Annotated in this window: 24 protein-coding genes; 1 reads left to right on the forward strand and 23 read right to left on the reverse strand. The window is 35.4% G+C overall.

The features are described 5' to 3' along the window. The 18 genes from T537_RS0104685 to guaA all read right to left on the reverse strand — a co-directional run. A partial coding sequence (locus tag T537_RS0104685) for an alpha/beta hydrolase (RefSeq protein ID WP_031556549.1) occupies window positions 1–740 on the reverse strand: 740 nt, incomplete at its 3' end. A gap of 65 nt (window positions 741–805) precedes the next feature. Next, on the reverse strand, window positions 806–1222 hold the full coding sequence (locus T537_RS0104690) for a MarR family winged helix-turn-helix transcriptional regulator (protein WP_031556550.1): 417 nt from the start codon (window positions 1220–1222) through the stop codon (window positions 806–808). Then, the gene (locus T537_RS0104695) at window positions 1219–1494 is read right to left on the reverse strand and encodes a hypothetical protein (RefSeq protein WP_031556551.1); all 276 of its coding nucleotides are present in this window, start codon (window positions 1492–1494) and stop codon (window positions 1219–1221) included. The genes T537_RS0104690 and T537_RS0104695 overlap by 4 nt, the downstream gene beginning before the upstream one ends. 354 nt (window positions 1495–1848) lie before the next feature. Beyond that, window positions 1849–2181: a helix-turn-helix domain-containing protein gene (locus tag T537_RS0104700; protein WP_031556552.1), complete on the reverse strand. Its 333-nt coding sequence runs from the start codon at window positions 2179–2181 to the stop codon at window positions 1849–1851. Then, entirely contained in the window at window positions 2171–2614 is a 444-nt protein-coding gene (locus T537_RS0104705; protein WP_031556553.1) for a hypothetical protein, read from the reverse strand. Before T537_RS0104705 ends, T537_RS0104700 begins: the two co-directional genes overlap by 11 nt. A 197-nt stretch (window positions 2615–2811) precedes the next feature. Further along, entirely contained in the window at window positions 2812–3273 is a 462-nt protein-coding gene (locus T537_RS11965; protein ID WP_242839160.1) for a DUF6933 domain-containing protein, read from the reverse strand. Window positions 3274–3329: 56 nt separating this feature from the next. After that, complete coding sequence (locus tag T537_RS13040; protein ID WP_155895233.1) at window positions 3330–3482, reverse strand: AlbA family DNA-binding domain-containing protein; 153 nt, start codon at window positions 3480–3482, stop codon at window positions 3330–3332. Between the two features lie 196 nt (window positions 3483–3678). After that, a complete protein-coding gene (locus T537_RS0104715) occupies window positions 3679–4041 on the reverse strand; it encodes a hypothetical protein (protein WP_022750161.1) in 363 nt (120 codons plus the stop codon). Between the two features lie 4 nt (window positions 4042–4045). After that, window positions 4046–4405, reverse strand: coding sequence for a hypothetical protein (locus tag T537_RS0104720; protein ID WP_022750158.1), 360 nt, complete (start codon window positions 4403–4405; stop codon window positions 4046–4048). A 9-nt stretch (window positions 4406–4414) separates the two neighbouring features. Beyond that, a complete protein-coding gene (locus tag T537_RS0104725; RefSeq protein WP_031556555.1) occupies window positions 4415–4834 on the reverse strand; it encodes a hypothetical protein in 420 nt (139 codons plus the stop codon). Continuing rightward, window positions 4834–5010, reverse strand: a complete 177-nt coding sequence (locus T537_RS12840) for a hypothetical protein (protein ID WP_155895234.1) — start codon at window positions 5008–5010, stop codon at window positions 4834–4836. The genes T537_RS0104725 and T537_RS12840 overlap by 1 nt, the downstream gene beginning before the upstream one ends. Further along, the gene (locus T537_RS0104735) at window positions 4997–5341 is read right to left on the reverse strand and encodes a hypothetical protein (RefSeq protein ID WP_031556556.1); all 345 of its coding nucleotides are present in this window, start codon (window positions 5339–5341) and stop codon (window positions 4997–4999) included. Before T537_RS0104735 ends, T537_RS12840 begins: the two co-directional genes overlap by 14 nt. Before the next feature lie 112 nt (window positions 5342–5453). Beyond that, entirely contained in the window at window positions 5454–5726 is a 273-nt protein-coding gene (locus T537_RS13120) for a DUF2127 domain-containing protein (protein WP_278244464.1), read from the reverse strand. Between the two features lie 330 nt (window positions 5727–6056). Continuing rightward, the gene (locus T537_RS0104745) at window positions 6057–6734 is read right to left on the reverse strand and encodes a DUF4417 domain-containing protein (RefSeq protein ID WP_034210061.1); all 678 of its coding nucleotides are present in this window, start codon (window positions 6732–6734) and stop codon (window positions 6057–6059) included. Next, window positions 6718–7065 carry a hypothetical protein gene (locus tag T537_RS0104750; protein ID WP_027437126.1) on the reverse strand — a complete coding sequence of 116 codons (348 nt, stop codon included), beginning with the start codon at window positions 7063–7065 and terminating at the stop codon, window positions 6718–6720. Before T537_RS0104750 ends, T537_RS0104745 begins: the two co-directional genes overlap by 17 nt. Next, entirely contained in the window at window positions 7065–7556 is a 492-nt protein-coding gene (locus T537_RS0104755; protein WP_027437127.1) for an EndoU domain-containing protein, read from the reverse strand. The genes T537_RS0104750 and T537_RS0104755 overlap by 1 nt, the downstream gene beginning before the upstream one ends. A gap of 293 nt (window positions 7557–7849) precedes the next feature. Beyond that, window positions 7850–8941, reverse strand: a complete 1092-nt coding sequence (locus T537_RS0104760; protein ID WP_027437128.1) for a Fic family protein — start codon at window positions 8939–8941, stop codon at window positions 7850–7852. A gap of 640 nt (window positions 8942–9581) precedes the next feature. Beyond that, window positions 9582–11123, reverse strand: coding sequence for a glutamine-hydrolyzing GMP synthase (gene guaA, locus T537_RS0104765; protein ID WP_027437139.1), 1542 nt, complete (start codon window positions 11121–11123; stop codon window positions 9582–9584). 281 nt (window positions 11124–11404) lie between these two features. On the opposite strand from guaA, the gene T537_RS0104770 reads away from it, so the two are divergent. Further along, window positions 11405–12151, forward strand: a complete 747-nt coding sequence (locus T537_RS0104770; protein WP_242839162.1) for a GTP pyrophosphokinase — start codon at window positions 11405–11407, stop codon at window positions 12149–12151. Window positions 12152–12292: 141 nt separating this feature from the next. Here T537_RS0104770 and T537_RS0104775 read toward each other — a convergent pair whose 3' ends face one another. The 5 genes from T537_RS0104775 to T537_RS0104795 all read right to left on the reverse strand — a co-directional run bounded on the left by T537_RS0104775 (window position 12293) and on the right by T537_RS0104795 (window position 20855). Beyond that, the gene (locus tag T537_RS0104775; protein WP_031556559.1) at window positions 12293–12955 is read right to left on the reverse strand and encodes an HAD family hydrolase; all 663 of its coding nucleotides are present in this window, start codon (window positions 12953–12955) and stop codon (window positions 12293–12295) included. 85 nt (window positions 12956–13040) lie between these two features. Further along, window positions 13041–15899, reverse strand: coding sequence for an excinuclease ABC subunit UvrA (uvrA, locus tag T537_RS0104780; protein WP_031556560.1), 2859 nt, complete (start codon window positions 15897–15899; stop codon window positions 13041–13043). A gap of 72 nt (window positions 15900–15971) precedes the next feature. Beyond that, window positions 15972–17963 carry an excinuclease ABC subunit UvrB gene (uvrB, locus tag T537_RS0104785; RefSeq protein WP_027437142.1) on the reverse strand — a complete coding sequence of 664 codons (1992 nt, stop codon included), beginning with the start codon at window positions 17961–17963 and terminating at the stop codon, window positions 15972–15974. A gap of 243 nt (window positions 17964–18206) precedes the next feature. Further along, complete coding sequence (locus tag T537_RS0104790) at window positions 18207–19526, reverse strand: S41 family peptidase (RefSeq protein ID WP_051637161.1); 1320 nt, start codon at window positions 19524–19526, stop codon at window positions 18207–18209. Between the two features lie 90 nt (window positions 19527–19616). Next, window positions 19617–20855, reverse strand: coding sequence for a murein hydrolase activator EnvC family protein (locus T537_RS0104795; RefSeq protein WP_051637162.1), 1239 nt, complete (start codon window positions 20853–20855; stop codon window positions 19617–19619). Between the last annotated feature and the right edge of the window lie 124 nt (window positions 20856–20979).

The raw sequence follows: 20979 nt of genomic DNA on the forward strand, positions 1-20979 counted from the left end.
TCTTTTATCCATTCTATCGGAATTCCGGTATTCTTATGCCACGCCTTATTATATCGGATACAAGAGCCGGCATGATCTTTTTCTCCGCAAATTAAAATAGAAGGGCACTTAATCTCATATGGCAAATTGGCCTCCATTGCTTCCGCCAATATCCGATAGCCATGACCTGCTATTTTTGCATATCTCTCCTGATCACCATTATAGGTCATCATCATATTATGCATTATTTTTCTTCCATAGCTCGACCTAGCAACACCATTCGTTCCCAGCTTCAAAAGAGACTTCCAAGGATAGTGTCGATACACCGGCTCCATTCGCTTCAATAGCCAAATTTCTGCGGCCGTCACGTACCTACGCTGTAAAGGTGCCGAATCCACAGAAACAAAACCCTTTAACTTTTCAGGATAAAGCTGTGCATACGCCTGTCCAACGTAACCGCCCATAGACTGACCAATAATTATAGGATGGTCAAATCCCTCTTTTACCAGAATTTCGTCTAGCCATCTTGCTTTATCCATCAAATTAAAATCAAAGCGAAATGGCCAAGAAGCAGCATGCCCAGGTGCATCCCATACAAAAACCGGATACTTACTTTCAAAATATTCAATTTGCTTTTCAAACAATCTGTGATCTGCGGTAAGTCCAGGTAAAAAGACTAACTGCAACTCACTATTTATTGACTCTTTATTTATCCAATAATGTATATTGCCACATGGAGTAGCATATATTTGTTCTGTCATAATTCCCCTCCAGAATATTATATTAAAAATCCAAACTCCTCTACAAGATGGGTTATTAGGTGATATTATTTTTGAAATCTTTGCTGCAATATCTCTAGTGAATGGTATACCTGATTATATTGTTCATCTGTCCATTCACTTGTCAGCTTTTCATTAAATGAAGCCAAGGCTTTTGATAATTTCGGATATATTTCATGTCCTGCCTCAGTAAGATATAATTTCTTGTTTCGTTTATCCTTTTGATCTATATCGCGTCGAATAAGTCCCTTGTTTTCCAAAGCCTTAACAGCTCTTGCGGTCGCCGACTTATCTACGCTTACAAGCTCCGTAAGTCTATCTTGGGTAATCCCATCTTCATGTGCCAATGCCATAAAGTAAAGCTCTTCCCCTACGGTTATTCCAAATGGCTCAACAACGTCCTTTAATTCCATCGCAATTTCTCTTGAAAGAAGAGAAATGATTCGCCCTATACTTGGTTTCATTTTGAGATCTCCTTCTTTTGTAACAGCTTATCTAAAACAACGTTCCACAAAACACTAACTACATATCCATACACTATAGATTTAGAGAGTGAGCCAAAGTAAAACATCCAAAATCCTTCGCTATAGCCCTTTATCCTAAGAAGTCCGGTCAAGGACAGTATTGATGTAAAAAAAATTGCAGGTAATATTATTTTTCCAGTGTTTGCTAATAACATAATATTACTCATTGTAAATCCCATAAGAACAGGGAAAATGTATCTCTTATACTTCATTTTATGACTCCTTTCTTTGTAATTGAAATATATCATAACTTTAGTTGACGTGTCAACTAATATTTTCAGTAACGTTTACTGTGCCATTTCTTCCCTACAAAAAAAGGCCCAGAACCATTGATTTTACAATGATTCTGAGCTACAGTCGTCATAGGTAATCCTATAAATAGGTTTTGCTCCCGTAGGCTTTACTATCGCTTGATGATCGTACTGGTCGATCCGCATTTGCAATGTGTATTTTTTGCACATTGCTTTCTCGAATCAATTCTTTCTCCTCAAAAATATTATTTACATGCCTCGTAATTATTGTCTATCCTGCTTAATTCCTGATAATAATTTTTCAATTAATCCAGCCTATTGTTTTAAAGCCTCTATATACCCCAACAATCTTTCTTTTTGCGATTTATTAAGACTTTCCATTTCAATCAAAAGATCATATTCCTTTGTGCCTTTTGTAACCACTCGATAATCCAACTCCTCTACAGATTGAACTGTGTCCTGCAACAATTCATACGGTGTTACATTTAACGCCTTACAAATAATCATTATTTTATCTGCAGACGGATTCGTTTTCTTTCGTTTCCAATCACTAATAGTACTCTGTGCTATTCCTGTAGCTTTCGAAAAATCCATCTGTGTAATTTCACGTTCTTCCATTAATTTAAAAATGCGTTCACTAATTGTCATTTTCTGCTCCTTTATCCATCATGCTTTCTTCCACCCAGGCCTTAAACTCATCCGGGCATGCTACTATCCACTCAAAGAAATAAGAGGTTAGATTCTCAAGTGTAATTCCAAAATCTTTCAATGTATTTCGATTTAAGAAGTCGTAAACTTCGCTTTCCATAGAAAGTGAATATCCATCCTCCGAATCTGTTACACTAACTGGGTTTTCATAAAGCCTTTGCAATACTAACGCTCTGATAAAATCATCCATTTCTATTGTATTTTCTTTATCTAAATCGACCTTACCAAACAGTCGCTCATACAAATCAGAAGACATAAGGATTCTATCTGTATCAAATATTTTACATTTGACAGGATTTCCATAAACCTTATAAAAATCATCTGAATCAAATTTTTCTATCAATTCTCTAGAAGAAATCTCAGGATAAAACATAGCTTTCCCTCCTCGCTACCTTTTTGCATTTATACGTTCTTTCGTATATCATCCGTATATACGTTATATTACTTCCATATTCTAGCAATGTCAAGATGCTATGTCATCATTATTTTTATACCAGACAGTACTGCGACCGTACTTTTTACAGTCATTTATCTCCATCCAATATTTCTGTAAGAAAAAGTTTTGTGGTACTAACGATTAGTACCACGATTGTTTTCTATGTACTGAGCAAAATCAATTACCTTTGCTGGCTCTCTCTTAGCAGCAATCCCTAATCGTTCCATGTCTAATTTAAAAAGTTCACTCGGATGTCCATACGCATCAAATCCCTCTGGCTGGCAGATATCTCTGTTCAGATACTCACTAAGTTCCCATTGATACTTTGCTTCTTTATCCAACTTTTTATCAAAATACTGTGCATCCATTACCATTCTGTTAATGCCACCAACCGATTTCCTACCATGAGTTTTTGTTACAGTTGTATCGCCTGACATTTTAAAATACTGTTCTATCCGATCCTCGGAGTATCCCATTTCCTGCATCACGCTATGAATCACACGGCTGATATACATTGTATAGTTATTCCAGTTTCTTGGTTCAATATCTGTCCATTCCTCTAATCTCATGCTTTGTCGCATGATAATCGCCTTCATGATTTCTTTTATATGTTCCCTTATAAGGATTTTCTCCAACATATACCGGACGCATATTAAAATCGTTCATTCGGATCAGTCTTGGTTTTATCTTCTCTTACTCCAAGTATGATATATCCACCTTTTGTATTGGCAAATGCAGAATATGACTCATACACAGATTTTGGCACGCTTTTTCCTGTTCTTTTCGTACTTCTTATGCGTATCATTTGATACGCTTTTCAGTATATTCATACCGTTCGAATTCGATAGTTCCAAATCTATTTCTCATGGTAAATCATGTTAAATACGGCATTCTTATTTTCCACAATTACATGAAATGCCTTATATTTCTTGTGCTTTTCGAAGAAATCGTATCATAATATTATCACGAGGCGCATCATCGTGATACTATAACTATATCGTTTATGCAAGACATATTTTTATTTCATTTTTTTGAAATCGATACAAATAGGCTTTTAAAGTTGCTTCACGATAACTTTGAATAATCGGATTAGCTGAATTGACGTGGTAATCATAGAGAACAATAACCTCAAATTCTTTTAACCATTTTAATAATTGATTCCAATCCTCTTCTGTATCCACTTGTTCGTCGATATCTGCAATACTTATTTTTCGTATTAATGTTTTATTTATATCAAACAAGCAATAGTCGCAGCGATAATCCAGTATACATTTAACATCACCCTCAAAAACAGGGAAGTCATTTATATTTATGTCTTCATAATTACAGTTAAGAAGAAATTTTTGATAAATATATTTACTCATGGCATTACTCCAAATAAATATCTATTTCCCAAAAAGTTCCCGCCTGGATAGCACATTCCAAAGAGTCTATAACTTTTTTAATAGCTTTTTCTGCAATGTCATTTTTTTGCTTATTTAACATTTTATTAGCAGACTGTAATGCCTCCTTCAAATTTTCATTAACGATTCGCTCTTCTTCGCAGACATCAATTATTGTTCCGAATCTTTCATCAAACTCTTGAAATAGGCCTTTAGGTTGTCTCAAAATATCATACTCCTCTTGAGTAAGTTCAAATGTCTTAACATTTGACATTTCTTCATCATAACCTTCAAATTCTTCTATCCCTATTTTATTTAATGGAACATTCATATAATATACAAACATTTACTCACCTCACATTCTCTTTTTAATCATATAATGAGTCGCCTTCTGAAACTCCGACTTACTTCTACCTCGTTTTTTCCCGTTGCTCTCAACTACATTATATGCGTCGTCACCAAATTGGTCTAAGTACTGTCGTTTTCTGGTTTTTTTAGTTAAATCTTGTACTCGCAAATATCCACTAACATCAGCGACAACTGCCTTAGTTCCGTCAGCACTATAGTAAATTATCTTACTCCCAACCACAACTGGTTTTGCACCAGGAGCAACAACAGATACAACATCATTAATATCCACTGTGTCCCATCCAACTCCATATTCAGCTTTTCTTGCATATCCTTGCTGAATCAGATCAGCTATCATTGAATCTCTTGTTGCCGCATCCTTCTGTGAGCTAACTGCTTCTGAGTAATCTGTTTTAGCATCAGACATTATACTACCTCCTTCCTACGACTAAGACGTTGAAAGTCGGTAAAGACTTTATATTGTACTCCGTATTCATCTAAAATATGAGCATATTCCGGTTTTAATTTACCATCAAAGAATGCTGTTTCAACGAGTGACACTCTAAAACCTTCATCAACAAGATTCTCTTTACTTTTTGCCATTCTCTTCCTCCCACTTGAGGATATTCTCACAACTTTCAATCACCCCTGCAATATTATACTTGGAACATTCTTTAGGAAATTTTGTCATGAGAGTTTTATATCCTTCTACAAGTTCTTTACTTGAATATTTATCGACAATATCATCAATTACTTCACTTATCCAAGAGAACTCTTCAGCGGTACATTCAGTCTTTAAGAACTCAATTGTAGATGGAATGTCTTCAGAGAGAATTTCAATTTTCTTTTTTCGGCATTGTTCAATACCATAATCCCATTCATCATCTGTTTCTTCATGTTTTTTTATTACTTCTCTAAAACTATTTATATCCATTATTTTCTACCGCCTTTCTTCCCAGGTTGCTTTGAATCTGGAAAAATCGTGCCAATTTGACCATTTGTTTTAAATTCCTCATGATTAAATGTAATCTACACTAATCCAGTATTTATTTCACTATTGCTTTATCTCCATAAAATTGCATTAACATTAGAATCATGGTACTTCCTGAAAGGATTCCATCCATAATACCTGCTGGTAATAAAAACATCATTAAGGTAAGAGTAATGGAAGAAATAATTAGAGACAAGGCCAACCCCCACATTCGATTTTTAAGTAGACCTATTGCTCCTATTAATCGAATGACTCCATATATTGCCCCCATAACCATCATCATATAAAGATTATCTTGAAAATATGGAGTTTTTGACCAATATTTAATTCCCCAATTTCCAAAATTTCACTCTTCCATGTAGTCATTACATCCAATATCTATCATAAAAAGTTGTACTATAACTCGTCAAGCTGCAATTGAGAAAAAGGTATCAGCAAGCATAAAAAAAGCCCAGAACCATTGATTTTACAATGATTCTGAGCTCTCGTGGATTACTCAAATTTCCTAACTAAACCTGTGTCTCAAACATTTTTGTTAGGGTTTTCTGTTACGATTTGATTCCATTTGGTTTCAGCTGTCCATATCACACGGACTATATCAGCTAATGTTATCAAATTATTATCATGGAAGTGTTATCAAACCGGTTAAGGTGCACAACTATTTTGTGGTTTTCATTCTTGTTATCCAATCAGGAAACTGCACAAACTTGGTCCTATCAGACAGGCCTCCAAATATTTGATTTGGCATACTACCATAGACTAAAACCACTTGTGGTTCTAATTCGTCCAACATTGCTATAAGACCTTCCCTGAAATACCTCTTAGATTCAGCTGTCTTTATCTGCCCATAAGTACCAACAGATACAATGCTATGCTTATCAACACCCTGAAAGGCAACCTTTTCTCCAAACAATGCATCTGTATATGTACGTTCGTCACCCCATCTTATATTAGGAATCACATATATCCCATGCTGTGAAAGATAGTATCCTACAGCTCTATTAAGATAAATATCTGCTATTTGTACACATAATGGAGCATCGATATACAATGAACAGTCTGGCGATATGACTCCGGGATACCTTTTCAAATCATCTACAAAATCCTCAGTATCAGTAAGAATTTCCCTGAAGTTTTTATCATGTTCATAAAAACATATGAAATCACTTTTATCTGTACTGCGTTCTCTAATAGAAAATGGAATCATTCCTTTTGGAATAATTATCTCTTTTGGTGCATCTATATGAGGGATTTCAAATTTACCATCAAAAAAGGCTGTTTCGACAAGGTCGATTCTGAATCCCTCATCTACTAAATTTTCAACCTTTTTTCCCATTTTCATTCTCCCATGTAAGTATCGCCTCTGCACTTTCAATGCTTCCTGCAATATTATACTTGGCGCATTCCTCTGGGAACTTTATCATGAGATCTTTATAACACTGAATAAGTTCTCTGCTGGGAACCTTCTCTACTACATCATCAATTACTTCGCTAATCCACGAATACTCTTCCGCTGTACAGTCATTTTTTAGAAAACTAATTGTAGAAGGAATATCCTCAGTGAGAATTTCAATCTCTTTTTTCCAGCACTGCTCAACTCCATATGTCCACTCATCATTGGTTTCTTCGCGCTGTTTTATAACTTCTCTAAACTTTATAATATCCATTACTTTTTACCTCGTTTCTTTGTAGGTTGGTTTGAGTCGGGAAAGATAGTAGCAATGATGCCTTTAGTTCGTATCACACCAACACGAACACCTTTCCACATTCCAAAAACCTGTTTCCCATCTTTAACGGATGCACTTTTATTGTGTTTTAAATTGGCCACGTGCTCACCGGCACGTTTAATATCTTTACTTGTCCAATCTTTAGGAAACCACGATTGTCCTGTACCTGACTGCTTAAACTTTTCTTTATGGTTAGGGACATATCCTACTCTGACTCCGTTTGGATATGTTTTCACAACATGATATTCTATGCCATATTTATCAAGTTCATTCATTCCCGCCTGACCATGACCACCTGCTTTCAACCTTATATGTTGATTATTTACAGGTTTTGTATAATCGCCTTCATTTGAATGAACTACGGCATACTGGCTTGCAGATCCCCTTGCTCCATGTGTATTTAAAGTTCTTCCTGTTTTAGTTGTGCCCATAATAGTCCCCTCCTGTCATAATCGACAGACAAGGAACTAAAACAATTTCTTTAATCATATGTACCTCATCTTTCTGCCAGCATATCCACTGGCTAAACAATAAAAATATTCTATTTTTTTATTGCTCTCATAGAAAGATTGTGGTAGAATAAGTCTTACCTAGTTAGAGAGATTCTACAGAATCTTTCGCTGAGAGAACGTATAGCTGCTCCAACAGTTATACGTTTTTCTTTTTTATCGCAATCAAATCACATCACCCCGCCTTTCAAGAAGTTTTTATCAGCAAATTATTCTTAGCGAATAATATCTAATAATCCATAATATATATATTTTTTATTTCTCTGTTTACCGTCGGTTATAAGAATTTTTTCGTCAACCATAATATTCAAAAGCCTATTAACACTCGTCAGTGGAAGCTTTGTTTTTTCAACAATCTGCTTAGCTGTTGTGATTGGATATTGATATAACATGTTAATAACTGGCACCACATTAGACGATTTTGTAAAATTACATGCAATACTCATATGTGAATCATATAGTTTGTTTATTGCTGTAACAATGCTGATATACTTATCACATTGTTTCGCAACTGTAGCGAGAAAGAATTTAATCCACTCGTTCCAATCATCTTTCTGCCTTATATTGTTTAGGAGGTTATAATATCTCAATTTATCATGTTCAAGTGCTTCACTAACAAAAAAACAAGGAAGTTCTATTTGTTTTGTATAATACAAATACAGCGGAATAAGCATTCTTCCAACACGCCCATTTCCATCCATAAATGGATGTATAGTCTCAAACTGAGCATGTATGACTGCTATTCTTACTAAAGGCTTTAGAATATCAGACGGCTCATTGATATAAGAGATTAAATTATCCATTAGCTCTGGTACCTTCTCTGGGGCCGGAGGCGTATATGTAATTGCATGTGTTCCGTCATTTTTCCCTATATAGTTTTGTTCTGTTCTGTATTTTCCAATAACTTCAGGTTTTCTCACATTCCCATTCATCAGGATGGAATGCAGTTCACAAAAGAATTCATTTGAAAAATTTTCTCTTCCCAATATATGAATGCCTTTTTTTGATGCGTTAAGATAATTGAGAACTTCATTAATATTCTGATCAGAATCATTTGGCTCTGCCTGATTTGTAAGTACACCATCAAGTGTTGCCTGCGTTCCTTCTAGCAAAGACGAAGCCAGCGCTTCTTTTTGCTGTAATGTCGGCATGAACCAGTTGCTTTCCAACTTGCTATCAACAATCTTCTCTTTATACACCTCAAGTTTGGCAGTTGCATCTATCAATTCATCCAAAAAATACGAATAATCAATTCTCCCATTACTTAAAGGTAAAAAACTTGCGTTATAAGCCTGCACATTACCCATATGTTCACCTCCAAAATAAATATAACGCCATTAAAACCAAATGTCAACATTTTTGGTTTTAATAATTTTCTATAATCCAAAATATAGCGCATTTAGAAGTCTATTTTTATACTGAATTCTTATCGTTCACTATATCTAGATCTATTTCTTCATCAGACAACAACATACAGTATTTTGTTGTCTAAGATAGTAAAAACCAATAAAACCATATTTGGTTTTTAAGACTTCTCCCCATCTTTAGAACATGCAGAGAGTAATTATAATATCTGGATGGATAAGTCCGAAGCACTCAGATTCGGTCAGATTACCCTGGATGAATACGATGCCTGGAGATATCACTATCCAACACCTGGTCAGACAACTCATTCGCACTTCGCAACTGTTCCACCCCAGAAATAATTTGAGCAAATCTTATCCGAATGGTTTCAACCGGCTAACATAAAGGCAAAAAGAAAAGGCCTTGCTAAGCTATTCATTAGCTTAACAAGACCTTTTTAAGTCTTTGCTGAAACCTCACCTGCTAACCTTTTGTATTACTCATAAATAATGCTCGGTTATCAAGTGTTATCATTTTGTTATCAAATCGCTTTTCAAAATCCTTAGAATCCGCATAAATACAGTATTCTTCAGACTTCGTTAATTATTCAAATTCTATTGTAGCTGGTGGTTTACTTGTGCAATCATACATTACACGGTTTACACCCTTAACTTCGTTAACAATTCTGTTAGCTACCTTAGTTAATACATCCCAAGGAATCTGAGCACAATCAGCTGTCATGAAATCTGATGTCATAACGGCACGAAGTGCGATAGCATAATCATAAGTTCTGCCATCACCCATAACACCTACTGAACGCATGTTAGTAAGTGCTGCGAAGTACTGACCAAGATTCTTGTCAACGCCAGCCTTAGCAAGTTCTTCTCTGTAAATGTAATCAGCATCCTGAACGATATGTACCTTCTCAGCTGTTACCTCACCGATAATTCTAATTCCAAGACCTGGTCCTGGGAATGGCTGACGGAATACGAGATTATCCGGAAGACCAAGTTCAAGACCAGCCTTACGAACCTCATCCTTAAATAACATACGAAGTGGCTCAATGATTTCCTTGAAATCAACAAAATCTGGAAGACCACCTACGTTGTGGTGAGACTTAATTACTGCTGACTTACCAAGACCTGATTCAATAACATCTGGGTAAATAGTTCCCTGTGCAAGGAAATCAACAGCACCAATCTTCTTAGCTTCTTCTTCGAAAACTCTGATGAATTCTTCACCAATAATCTTACGCTTAGCCTCTGGTTCTGTAACACCAGCAAGCTTGCTATAATAACGCTCCTGAGCGTTAACACGAATAAAGTTAAGGTCGAAATTACCATTATGACCAAATACAGCCTCAACCTCATCGCCTTCATTTTTTCTTAAAAGACCATGATCTACGAATACACATGTAAGCTGCTTACCAATAGCACGAGCAAGTAAAGCTGCTGCAACAGATGAATCAACACCACCTGATAGGGCAAGTAAAACCTTACCGTCGCCTACTTTTTCACGAATCTGAGCAATTGTAGTTTCAACGAAAGAATCCATCTTCCAATCACCACTACATTCACAAACATTATATAAGAAGTTTCTAATCATCTTCTGTCCCTCTACAGAGTGCATAACCTCTGGATGGAACTGAACTGCATATAACTTCTTAGCTTCATCTTCCATAGCTGCAATTGGGCAGTTTGGAGTATGACCGATTACCTTAAAGCCCTCTGGAGCCTTAGCAATATAATCTGTATGACTCATCCAAGTTATTGTCTTAGGGCTAACGCCTTCAAATAACTTAGAATTAACATCTACTTCTACCTCTGTCTTACCATATTCACTAACTGGTGCAGTTAAAACCTGACCACCAAGCTTATGAGCCATAAGCTGTGAACCATAACAAATACCAAGAATAGGTATACCTGCTTCCATGATAGCCTTATCATAACTAGGTGATTCTTCCTCATAAACACTATTAGGACCACCTGTAAAAATGATACCCTTTGGCTTTCTTGCGATAATATCCTCTAACTTAGTAGTATAAGGGATAACTTCTGCGTATACATTACATTCACGTACACGTCTTGCTATAAGCTGATTATACTGTCCACCGAAATCAAGTACTAATACTAACTCGCTGTTCAATTAATTGTCCTCCTATTCTTAATCTATATTAACCAAAAACTGCGCTTACAAAATTTAGCTTTTGCAATATTACTGCAGATTTTTGGTTATCATCATAACAATCATCAAAATGACGTCTTTTTATTATACATTTCACTAAGAGATTAATCAACCAATATTATATCGCAAAACGAAGATATTTTACAAGAATACATAAAGTTTAAACTTTGTTTATTAACCTTTAAAGTAATTAATGTTATAATTTAGAGAAGAGTTTTAATTGGAGGTTTTACTTTAGAAATATGGATATTAATGCAAATAATTTATATAGCAATTCCCCTTACAGTAAAGTAAGCGATGAATATAATGCTAAACAAATCGCAAAAATGGTAAGTGATGGAGATATACCATTATCTGAACTTGAATTAGTATTTAAAGAGACACAAAAAATGCTTGCAAATTACAAATGTGCCATGCTAGAAGTTGAGACAAAGTTCAAAGTTTTAAATGAGCAATTTTCACTTGATCATGAAAGAAACCCTATATCATCAATTTCTACAAGACTTAAATCACCTCAAAGTATCGCTGAAAAACTACGTCGCAAAAACATACCTTTAGGACTAAAGTCTATTGAAAAAAATATGTATGATGTAGCCGGCGTAAGAGTTGTTTGCTCTTTTGTTGATGATGTTTATTTTCTTGCAGACTGTCTATTACAACAGGATGATGTCCGTTTAATTCAAAGAAAAGATTATATCAAAGAACCAAAGAGTAACGGATATAGAAGTCTTCACTTAATTATAGAGACACCTATTTTCCTAGAAAACGAAAAGCGCTACATGAAAGTTGAAGTCCAGCTTCGTACAATCGCTATGGAATTCTGGGCTAACCTAGACCACAAGATGCGCTATAAAAAAGATATGGATCCTGTAATGTTAACTCTTACATCTAATGAACTTTATGAATGCGCTTCTCTAAGTGCTGACTTAGATAGAAGAATGCAAGCTGTAAGAGATATGATTGAAGGCAGTAAGGAAAAAAATAATTAAAAGCAATATAATAACAAAAAGCTATGGAGATTTAGATATTCCCCTATCCAATTGATAGGGGCGTATCCAATTTCCATAGCTTTTATTTTCTATTTAATTTTTATCTTAAATTTATCACATTTAAATTTATCACATAAATTTTTAGGCTGTCTGATTTAATTCCTTAACCACATCAATAACCTGGCTTAAGTCATCCTTTACGCAATAACAAAGTTCTCTTATATCATCTTTAATCTTAATAGTATCTGGCACATGCACCACCTTCATATTAGCAGCATGACCTGCCTTAATTCCATTAATACTATCTTCAATTACTATGCATTCCTCAGGCTTAACATTAACAATACCTGCTGCCTTTAAGAAAATATCTGGTGCCGGTTTACTATGCTCAATCTCATCGCCATAAGCAATACCATCAAGATAATCATAAGCTCCAATGTTTGTTAAATTCTTAAAAGCCGACTCTCTTCTTGTTGAAGTAGCCACCGCACACTTAAGTCTGGCTTCCTTAATGAAATCTAGAAGTTCAAAAAGTCCTTTTTTTACAGGAACTCCTTCTGTCTCTCTTAGCTTATAAACAAACTGAGTTCTTAATTCTCTTACTTCCCAGAAATCTGCCTTATCGCCAAAATATTCCTTAAATTTAACAGCGCTATCACTAGGAGAAGCCCCCTTAAATTCATCCATAAGCCAGTTAGGAAGCTCGATGCCTTTTTGCTTAGCACCCCACTGCCAGCCAAGATTTGATTGACGTTCAGTATCAATCATTACTCCATCCATGTCAAAAATTACTGCTTTTATCATTAAACTAACTCCAATTCATGTCTCTTTTTTACAAAATCTTATGAGCTTAACTATTCCCGCCAAGTCCAGAAACTATGTCAAGTTTTTACAAATACTTCTTAAGATACTGTCCTGTGTAAGACTTCTTAACCTTGCAAACTTCCTCAGGTGTACCCTTTGCAATAACAGTACCACCTCTAGCACCGCCTTCAGGTCCCATATCAATAATATAATCTGCAGTCTTAATAACATCAAGATTATGTTCAATTACAACTACTGTATTACCGCCTTCCGCAAGCTTTTGCAAAATTTCCACAAGCTTATGAACGTCAGCAAAATGTAGACCTGTTGTTGGTTCATCCAAGATGTAAATTGTCTTACCTGTACTTCTCTTTGAAAGCTCTGTTGCAAGCTTAATTCTTTGAGCCTCACCACCTGAAAGTTCAGTTGATGGCTGACCAAGTCTAATATATGAAAGACCTACGTCATTTAAAGTTTCGATTTTACGCTTAACTGATGGCACATTTTCAAAGAAATCAACTGCTTCCTCTACTGTCATATTAAGAACGTCATAAATTGACTTGCCCTTATATTTAACCTCAAGAGTTTCTCTATTGTAACGCTTACCATCACAAACCTCACAAGGCACGTAAACATCAGGAAGGAAATGCATTTCAATCTTAATGATACCGTCTCCTGAACAAGCCTCACAACGACCGCCCTTAACATTAAAACTAAAGCGGCCCTTATTATAACCTCTTTCCTTAGCATCAACAGTTCCTGCAAAAAGGTCACGAATCTGGTCAAACACACCTGTATAAGTAGCAGGATTTGAACGAGGAGTTCTACCAATTGGACTCTGGTCAATATCAATAACCTTATCAAGCTGTTCTATTCCATCAATTCCATCATGATCACCTGCAATTATTCTTGCTCTATTTAGGGATTTTGCCAAATGTTTATGTAGAATTTCATTAACCAATGAACTCTTACCTGAACCTGAAACACCAGTAACACAAGTAATTACGCCAAGTGGGAAATCTACATCAATATTCTTTAGATTGTTCTCTCTAGCACCTCTAACCTTAATCCAGCCAGTTGGCTTACGGCGTGTAGTTGGTACAGGAATCTTTATCTTGCCGCTAAGATAAGCACCTGTAATAGATTCTTTACAAGCCATAATCTCGTCGGCATTACCTGTTGCAACAACTTCTCCACCATTTTTACCAGCACCCGGACCAATATCTACAATATAATCTGCAGCTCTCATTGTATCTTCATCATGTTCAACTACAATAACTGAATTTCCAAGATCACGTAGATGTAAAAGTGTTCCAAGAAGCTTATCGTTATCCCTTTGATGAAGGCCAATACTTGGTTCATCTAGTATATAAGCAACACCAACTAAACCTGAACCAATCTGAGTAGCCAAACGAATACGCTGAGCCTCACCACCAGATAATGTTCCCGTTGCTCTTGAAAGAGAAAGATAATCAAGACCAACATCCATAAGAAATTTAACTCTCGCCTTAATTTCCTTTAAGAGCTCTTTACCAATAAATAGCTGTCTTTGTGTAAGCTCCATTTCCTCAAGATATTTTGATAGGTCACATACAGCCATGTTAGTTATTTCATAAATATTTTTATCTGCTATAGTTACAGCAAGAGATGATGCCTTAAGTCTCTTACCCTTACAGGTCTTACAAGGTCTTATTCTCATAAATTCTTCATACTGCTGCTTAGCGTTATCAGAACCTGCCTCTCTGTATCTTCTCTCCATATTACTTATAAGACCATCAAAAGTAATATCATACACGCCTTCACCACGCTGTCCCTTATACTTAACCTTTATAGATTTACCTCTTGTTCCATTAATAATGATATCCTTAATGTCATCAGAATAATCTTTAAATGGTGTATCAAGAGAAAAACCATACTCCTTAGCCACTGCATTCATAATTGCACCAGTCCAGCTCTTAGCATCTGATACTGACTGCCATCCTGGGCTTGCAATAGCACCTTCATTAATTGATAAAGACTCATCTGGAATAAGAAGCTCTATATCAAAATTCATAGTATATCCAATACCTAAACAGTCAGGACACGCACCAAATGGATTATTGAAAGAGAAACTTCTTGGCTGAATCTCATCAATTGAAATACCACAATCAGGGCAGGCAAAGCTCTGAGAAAAATTAATAGGCTCGCCACCAATAACATCAACCATCATAATACCATCTGCAAGTTTAAGAGCTGTTTCCACAGAATCTGTAAGTCTTTTATTAATGCCTTCCTTAACCACAAGTCTATCAACTACAATTTCAATATTATGCTTCTGATTTTTGTTTAACTTAATTTCTTCTGATAAATCATACACTTCACCATCTACGTTTACACGAACATAGCCCTGCTTTTTTGCCTGTTCAAAAAGCTTAGTATGTTCACCCTTACGACCTCTAACTACTGGAGCAAGAATCTGAATCTTAGTTCTTTCAGGTAAATCTAGAATCTGGTCTACCATCTGATCTACTGTCTGCTTGTTAATTTCCTTACCACATTTTGGACAATGAGGAATACCAATTCTTGCATATAATAGTCTGAAATAATCATAAATTTCTGTAACTGTTCCCACTGTAGATCTTGGGTTTCTATTAGTACTCTTCTGATCAATTGAAATTGCAGGTGATAATCCTTCAATTAATTCTACCTGTGGTTTTTCCATCTGTCCTAAGAACTGTCTAGCATATGAAGATAGCGACTCCATATATCTTCTCTGACCTTCTGCATAAATTGTATCAAATGCTAAACTTGACTTACCAGAACCTGAAAGTCCTGTAAGTACAACAAGCTTATTTCTTGGAATATCTACATCAATTCCCTTTAAGTTGTGCTCACTTGCACCACGAATCTTAATAAAATCTGTAAATCCGCCTCGTTTCATGTCTTTTTTGTTCAATTCACTCATTTACTATTCCTATCTTTCTTTAATCTCATTTATCTTATATATAACAAGCTATTTCTTACTTATTCTCATATATTATTTATTTTCATAAATATATTTATTAACTTCAATCATCTTATCACGCAATTCTGCTGCCAATTCAAAGTTAAGCTCTGCTGCTGCCTTACGCATATTTTTCTCAATTTCTTTCTTAACCTTCTCAAGTTCCTTAATAGACATAGATTCAAAATCAACCTTAAGCTTATCAGAACCTGCATCTGGATCTGCTGCCCTGGTAATTGTAATAAGGTCACGTACTGCCTTCTTAATGGTCTGAGGTGTAATTCCATGTTCCTTATTATAAGCTGCCTGTATCTCTCGACGACGTTCCGTCTCTTTAATAGCCTTATCCATGGATTCAGTAATTGTATCTGCATACATAATTACATGACCTTCTGCATTTCTAGCTGCACGACCAATAGTCTGAATAAGTGAAGTTTCTGTACGAAGGAAACCTTCCTTATCTGCATCAAGAATAGCAACTAAGCTAATCTCTGGAATATCAAGACCTTCTCTTAATAAGTTAATACCTACCAATACATCAAAGCCGTCAAGACGCATATCACGAATAATTCTTTGACGTTCCATTGTATCAATATCCGCATGTAAGTATTCAACTCTAATTCCTACTTCCTTAAGATACTCTGTTAAATCCTCAGCCATTTTCTTAGTAAGAGTTGTAACAAGAACCTTATTTTTCTTAGCTGTCTCCTTATTAATCTCTGAAATCAAGTCATCAATCTGACCCTCAATTGGTCGTACACTAATCTCCGGATCAAGTAGACCTGTTGGTCTTATAACCTGTTCTGCTCTTAAAAGCTCATGTTCTTCCTCATACTTACTTGGTGTTGCTGACACGAACAACATCTGACTAATCTTTGACTCAAATTCCGAAAAATTAAGAGGTCTATTATCCTTAGCCGATGGAAGTCTAAAACCATAATCCACAAGGGTTGATTTTCTTGACTGATCCCCGGCATACATACCACGAATCTGAGGAATTGTAATATGACTTTCATCTACAATAATGAGAAAATCCTCTGGGAAGTAATCCATAAGGGTATATGGTGGGCAACCTGCTGGCAATCCTGCTAAATGTCTTGAGTAGTTCTCAATGCCTGAGCAAAATCCAGTTTCTTGCATCATCTCAATATCAAAGTTAGTTCTTTCTTCTATTCTCTGAGCCTCAAGAAGTCTATCCTCGGACTTAAAGTATTTAATTCTTTCTGCAAGTTCTATCTTAATATTCTCAATGGCTGCCATCATCTTCTCTTTTTCAACAACATAGTGAGAATTTGGGAAAATGGCTACATGATCTCTAATCGCCTTAACTTCACCGGTTAATGAATCAATCTCTGAAATTCTATCAACCTCATCTCCAAAAAATTCTACACGAATTGCATCACCTGAAGATGCCGATGGATAAATCTCAACCACATCACCACGAACTCTAAAAGTACCACGTTTAAAATCCTGATCACTTCGCATATACTGCATATCAATAAGTCTACGTAGCATGTCATCTCTATCCTTTTCCATACCTGGACGAAGAGAAACTACCATGTTCTGATAGTCTACTGGAGCACCCAGTCCATATATACAAGATACAGACGCTACAATAATAACATCCTTTCTTTCTGAAAGGGCTGCTGTTGCTGAGTGTCGCAATTTGTCTATCTCATCATTAATAGCCGAGTCCTTAGCAATATATGTATCACTTTGTGGCACATAAGCTTCCGGCTGATAATAATCGTAGTAAGAAACGAAATATTCCACCGCATTCTCTGGAAAAAACTCTTTCATTTCACTATATAACTGAGCTGCCAAAGTCTTATTATGAGAAATAATAAGAGTTGGCTTTTGAACTTTCTCTATAATATTGGCCATTGTAAATGTCTTACCAGAACCTGTAACACCTACTAAAGTCTCAAACTGATTACCCATTTCAAAACCCTTTGCCAATTCTTCTATGGCTCGGGGCTGATCCCCTGTAGGTTCGTATTCTGAATGTAAAACGAATTTATCCATAAAGACCTCCTGTTATTATCTACTAAAATCTTATATTCTCTGCTTTATCAACAAAAAAGAAAATATCACGTTAAATTGTACACAATGCATTTATCTATTATACACATTCCTTGCATTTATTACTATAGCACAAATCAATTAAAAAAGGCCCATTTATTAGAACGAATTTTCGATTTTTTTAGAATTACCTATAAAATCTAGCTTTCGCTCAATAAATAAGCCTTATAAATTTTCTATTAATTTTTAGTTAGCAAGCTGTCCCTTAACATAATTAATAGCTGCCTCTAGCTGATTATCAGTATCACTTTCGCTATCTGGCTCTACTACCATATCAGGTGTAACGCCCTTACCATGAATATCCTGGCCATTTGGTGTAAAATACTTGGCAATTGTGTACTTAATTGCGCTACCATCAGTTAATGGCTGTATTGTCTGAACAATGCCCTTTCCAAAGGTCTGTGTTCCAATAATAGCTCCTTTTTTATAGTCCTGTACTGCACCTGCAAAAATCTCTGATGCACTAGCACTATCACCATTAACTAAGACTGCCAATGGAACATTTAACTCATTATTATCATCGCCAATATAATTCTGGCGATCACCATTAACATCCTCTGTATAAACGATTAATCCATCTGGTAAAATATATTCAAGCATATCTTTAACTGTTGTTAATACGCCACCTGGATTGTTTCTAATATCAATTACAAGTCCAACCATACCCTGGTTAGTTAAATCTTCAATTGCTGATTTAAACTGCTTTGTTGTTACTTCATCAAACTGAGAAATAGATATATATCCTATATTTCCTTCCATCATACTATATGATACAGTCTGAACCTTAATTTCATCTCTTGTTACAATCACATCTGATGATGTATCATCTCTTATTATTGTTAATGTAACTGTAGTTCCCTTATCACCCTTAATTAAGGCAATAGCTTCGCTTAAATCCATTGATGTTATATCAGTTCCATCTACATACTTTATTCTATCGCCCTCTTTAAGACCTGCCTTCTTAGCTGGTGAATCATCATAAACCTGGGCAAGAGCAATTGTTCCGTCTTCCATCTTAGTACATGCTGCGCCAATTCCATAGAACTTACCTGATGTGGATTCTAGAATTGATTTATATTCATCTGGATTATAATAAACTGTATATCTATCTCCATATGCGCTTAAATAAGCCTTATAAATCATATCTTCTGCAGTTTCTTTATCGGCATCTTCAAAATAAAAACCCTTTTGAAGAACTGATTCAAGTAAGTTTAATTTACCTGATACTTCACTACCGATTCCCTCACCATCTGTGGCAGAGCTAGGCTGTACATATATAGAACCATCTGTAGCTATATGTAAATGACCTGTATTAATAAGAGCCATTCCACCTACAATCACAATAAATACTATGCAAATCAATGTCGATAGTACTCCGATTAAAACTCCTCTAGCAAGTATACCTTCATTCACTTTTTTTTGTGTGTAAAGATTACCATATTGTTTAGAAAAGTCTCCCTCGCCAAATGGGTTTACACTGAAATCATTCTCATTCTTATTATTCATTTTTCTAACTTCCTATCTTTCATTCTAAGCTATAATTTTGAAGCCACTTTAATTATACTGTATTTTTTAGTTATTTCTAGCAAAATATGTCTATCTATTAAAGTAACTCCAAGGATTGACATAAGCTCCATCTTTTCTTACATCAAAATGCAAATGCGCACCTGTCGAATTGCCGGTTGTTCCCATTAAACCAATTTTTTGTCCAGTTTTTACATAATCACCTACTGAAACAAGAAGAGATGAGCAATGTAGGTATCTTGTATATAGTCCATTGCCATGATAAATCATTATGTAATTACCAGCAGATGAGCTATATGTTGCAATTACTACCTTTCCTTCGTAAGCTGCATAAATTGGATCTCCTGAAACACCTCTAGTTACAGCTCCTACATCAATACCCTTATGTGGTGCACTTCTTCCATCAGTATCTCCATAATCAGATGTAATTCTTGTAGATGTTGTAGGCCATTTAAACTTACCACCATCGTAATTAGTTACTGATGATTTTGCTGCCTCTTCCTTTCTAATAGATTCCTCTATAGATGCAATTTCATTTTCAATTTTCTGCTGTTCTGCCTCTAACTTACTATAATATGTCTGCTCTGCTGCAACTGTTTGATTTAAACTATTAAGCTGATTATTTTTTTCTGTTTGTAATAAAGAAAGAGCTGCAACTTGATCTTGTAATGACCCCTGCATTGTTACAAGTTGTTCTTTTTCTGATTCTAAATCAGACTTTGTTTTAGCAATAAAATCAACTGTTTCTTTATATTTTTCAAGCATCTGTCTATCGTATTTAGTTAACTGATTAATATACTCAGCCTTACTTAACAGATCTGCCATATCTTCTGCATTAAGCAACATCCCTAAATATGTCTCTTCATTATGTTCATACATAAACTTAATTCTAAGTTTCATATGATCATATTGTACATCAGCATCTTTTTGAGCCTCTTCTAGCTGTGTCTGGGTATTAGCTATAGTGGTTTCTAAGTCACTAATCTGGGTATTTAATGCATCAAGAGACGCGTTCATTGTTGCCATTTGCGAATCTAAACTCTTAATAACATCTTCAATACTACCCTTTTGCCTGTTTAAGTCTTCAATGTACTTCTTAGTCTCATCAAGCTGATTTTGGACATTTTGCTGCCTATTCTTAGCATCATTTAAATCGGACTTATTATCCCCGAAAATAACAAGCGTTTTTCCGCCTAAAGAAATGGTTAACGCTACAACCATGATTCCCACAATACATTTTTTAACTACACATTTTATGCTCTTTTTCTTAAAAATGTGCATCCCCTTAATAAATGATTTCTCAGTCCTCATGTTACCTCCTCTCCTAAAGGTCACATGCCCTCGCACGTAATACTATTTAGTTATAATCACAATTTTTATCCCCCCTCACGAGGATAATTCGACTTTTTTATTATATCATATATTTTCATATAAA

It is taken from the genome of Lachnospira multipara LB2003 (genome assembly GCF_000702205.1).
Taxonomy (GTDB): Bacteria; Bacillota; Clostridia; order Lachnospirales; family Lachnospiraceae; genus Lachnospira; species Lachnospira multipara_A.

Bases quoted from the DNA above. Each gene is read 5' to 3' on its own strand.
- T537_RS0104690 (WP_031556550.1), bottom strand. From the start codon at position 1,222: ATGAAACCAAGTATAGGGCGAATCATTTCTCTTCTTTCAAGAGAAATT.
- T537_RS0104695 (WP_031556551.1), bottom strand. From the start codon at position 1,494: ATGAAGTATAAGAGATACATTTTCCCTGTTCTTATGGGATTTACAATG.
- T537_RS0104700 (WP_031556552.1), bottom strand. From the start codon at position 2,181: ATGACAATTAGTGAACGCATTTTTAAATTAATGGAAGAACGTGAAATT.
- T537_RS0104705 (WP_031556553.1), bottom strand. From the start codon at position 2,614: ATGTTTTATCCTGAGATTTCTTCTAGAGAATTGATAGAAAAATTTGAT.
- T537_RS11965 (WP_242839160.1), bottom strand. From the start codon at position 3,273: ATGAAGGCGATTATCATGCGACAAAGCATGAGATTAGAGGAATGGACA.
- T537_RS13040 (WP_155895233.1), bottom strand. From the start codon at position 3,482: ATGATACGCATAAGAAGTACGAAAAGAACAGGAAAAAGCGTGCCAAAA.
- T537_RS0104715 (WP_022750161.1), bottom strand. From the start codon at position 4,041: ATGAGTAAATATATTTATCAAAAATTTCTTCTTAACTGTAATTATGAA.
- T537_RS0104720 (WP_022750158.1), bottom strand. From the start codon at position 4,405: ATGTTTGTATATTATATGAATGTTCCATTAAATAAAATAGGGATAGAA.
- T537_RS0104725 (WP_031556555.1), bottom strand. From the start codon at position 4,834: ATGTCTGATGCTAAAACAGATTACTCAGAAGCAGTTAGCTCACAGAAG.
- T537_RS12840 (WP_155895234.1), bottom strand. From the start codon at position 5,010: ATGGCAAAAAGTAAAGAGAATCTTGTTGATGAAGGTTTTAGAGTGTCA.
- T537_RS0104735 (WP_031556556.1), bottom strand. From the start codon at position 5,341: ATGGATATAAATAGTTTTAGAGAAGTAATAAAAAAACATGAAGAAACA.
- T537_RS0104745 (WP_034210061.1), bottom strand. From the start codon at position 6,734: ATGGGAAAAAAGGTTGAAAATTTAGTAGATGAGGGATTCAGAATCGAC.
- T537_RS0104750 (WP_027437126.1), bottom strand. From the start codon at position 7,065: ATGGATATTATAAAGTTTAGAGAAGTTATAAAACAGCGCGAAGAAACC.
- T537_RS0104755 (WP_027437127.1), bottom strand. From the start codon at position 7,556: ATGGGCACAACTAAAACAGGAAGAACTTTAAATACACATGGAGCAAGG.
- T537_RS0104760 (WP_027437128.1), bottom strand. From the start codon at position 8,941: ATGGGTAATGTGCAGGCTTATAACGCAAGTTTTTTACCTTTAAGTAAT.
- T537_RS0104770 (WP_242839162.1), top strand. From the start codon at position 11,405: ATGGATATTAATGCAAATAATTTATATAGCAATTCCCCTTACAGTAAA.
- T537_RS0104775 (WP_031556559.1), bottom strand. From the start codon at position 12,955: ATGATAAAAGCAGTAATTTTTGACATGGATGGAGTAATGATTGATACT.
- uvrA (WP_031556560.1), bottom strand. From the start codon at position 15,899: ATGAGTGAATTGAACAAAAAAGACATGAAACGAGGCGGATTTACAGAT.
- uvrB (WP_027437142.1), bottom strand. From the start codon at position 17,963: ATGGATAAATTCGTTTTACATTCAGAATACGAACCTACAGGGGATCAG.
- T537_RS0104790 (WP_051637161.1), bottom strand. From the start codon at position 19,526: ATGAATAATAAGAATGAGAATGATTTCAGTGTAAACCCATTTGGCGAG.
- T537_RS0104795 (WP_051637162.1), bottom strand. From the start codon at position 20,855: ATGAGGACTGAGAAATCATTTATTAAGGGGATGCACATTTTTAAGAAA.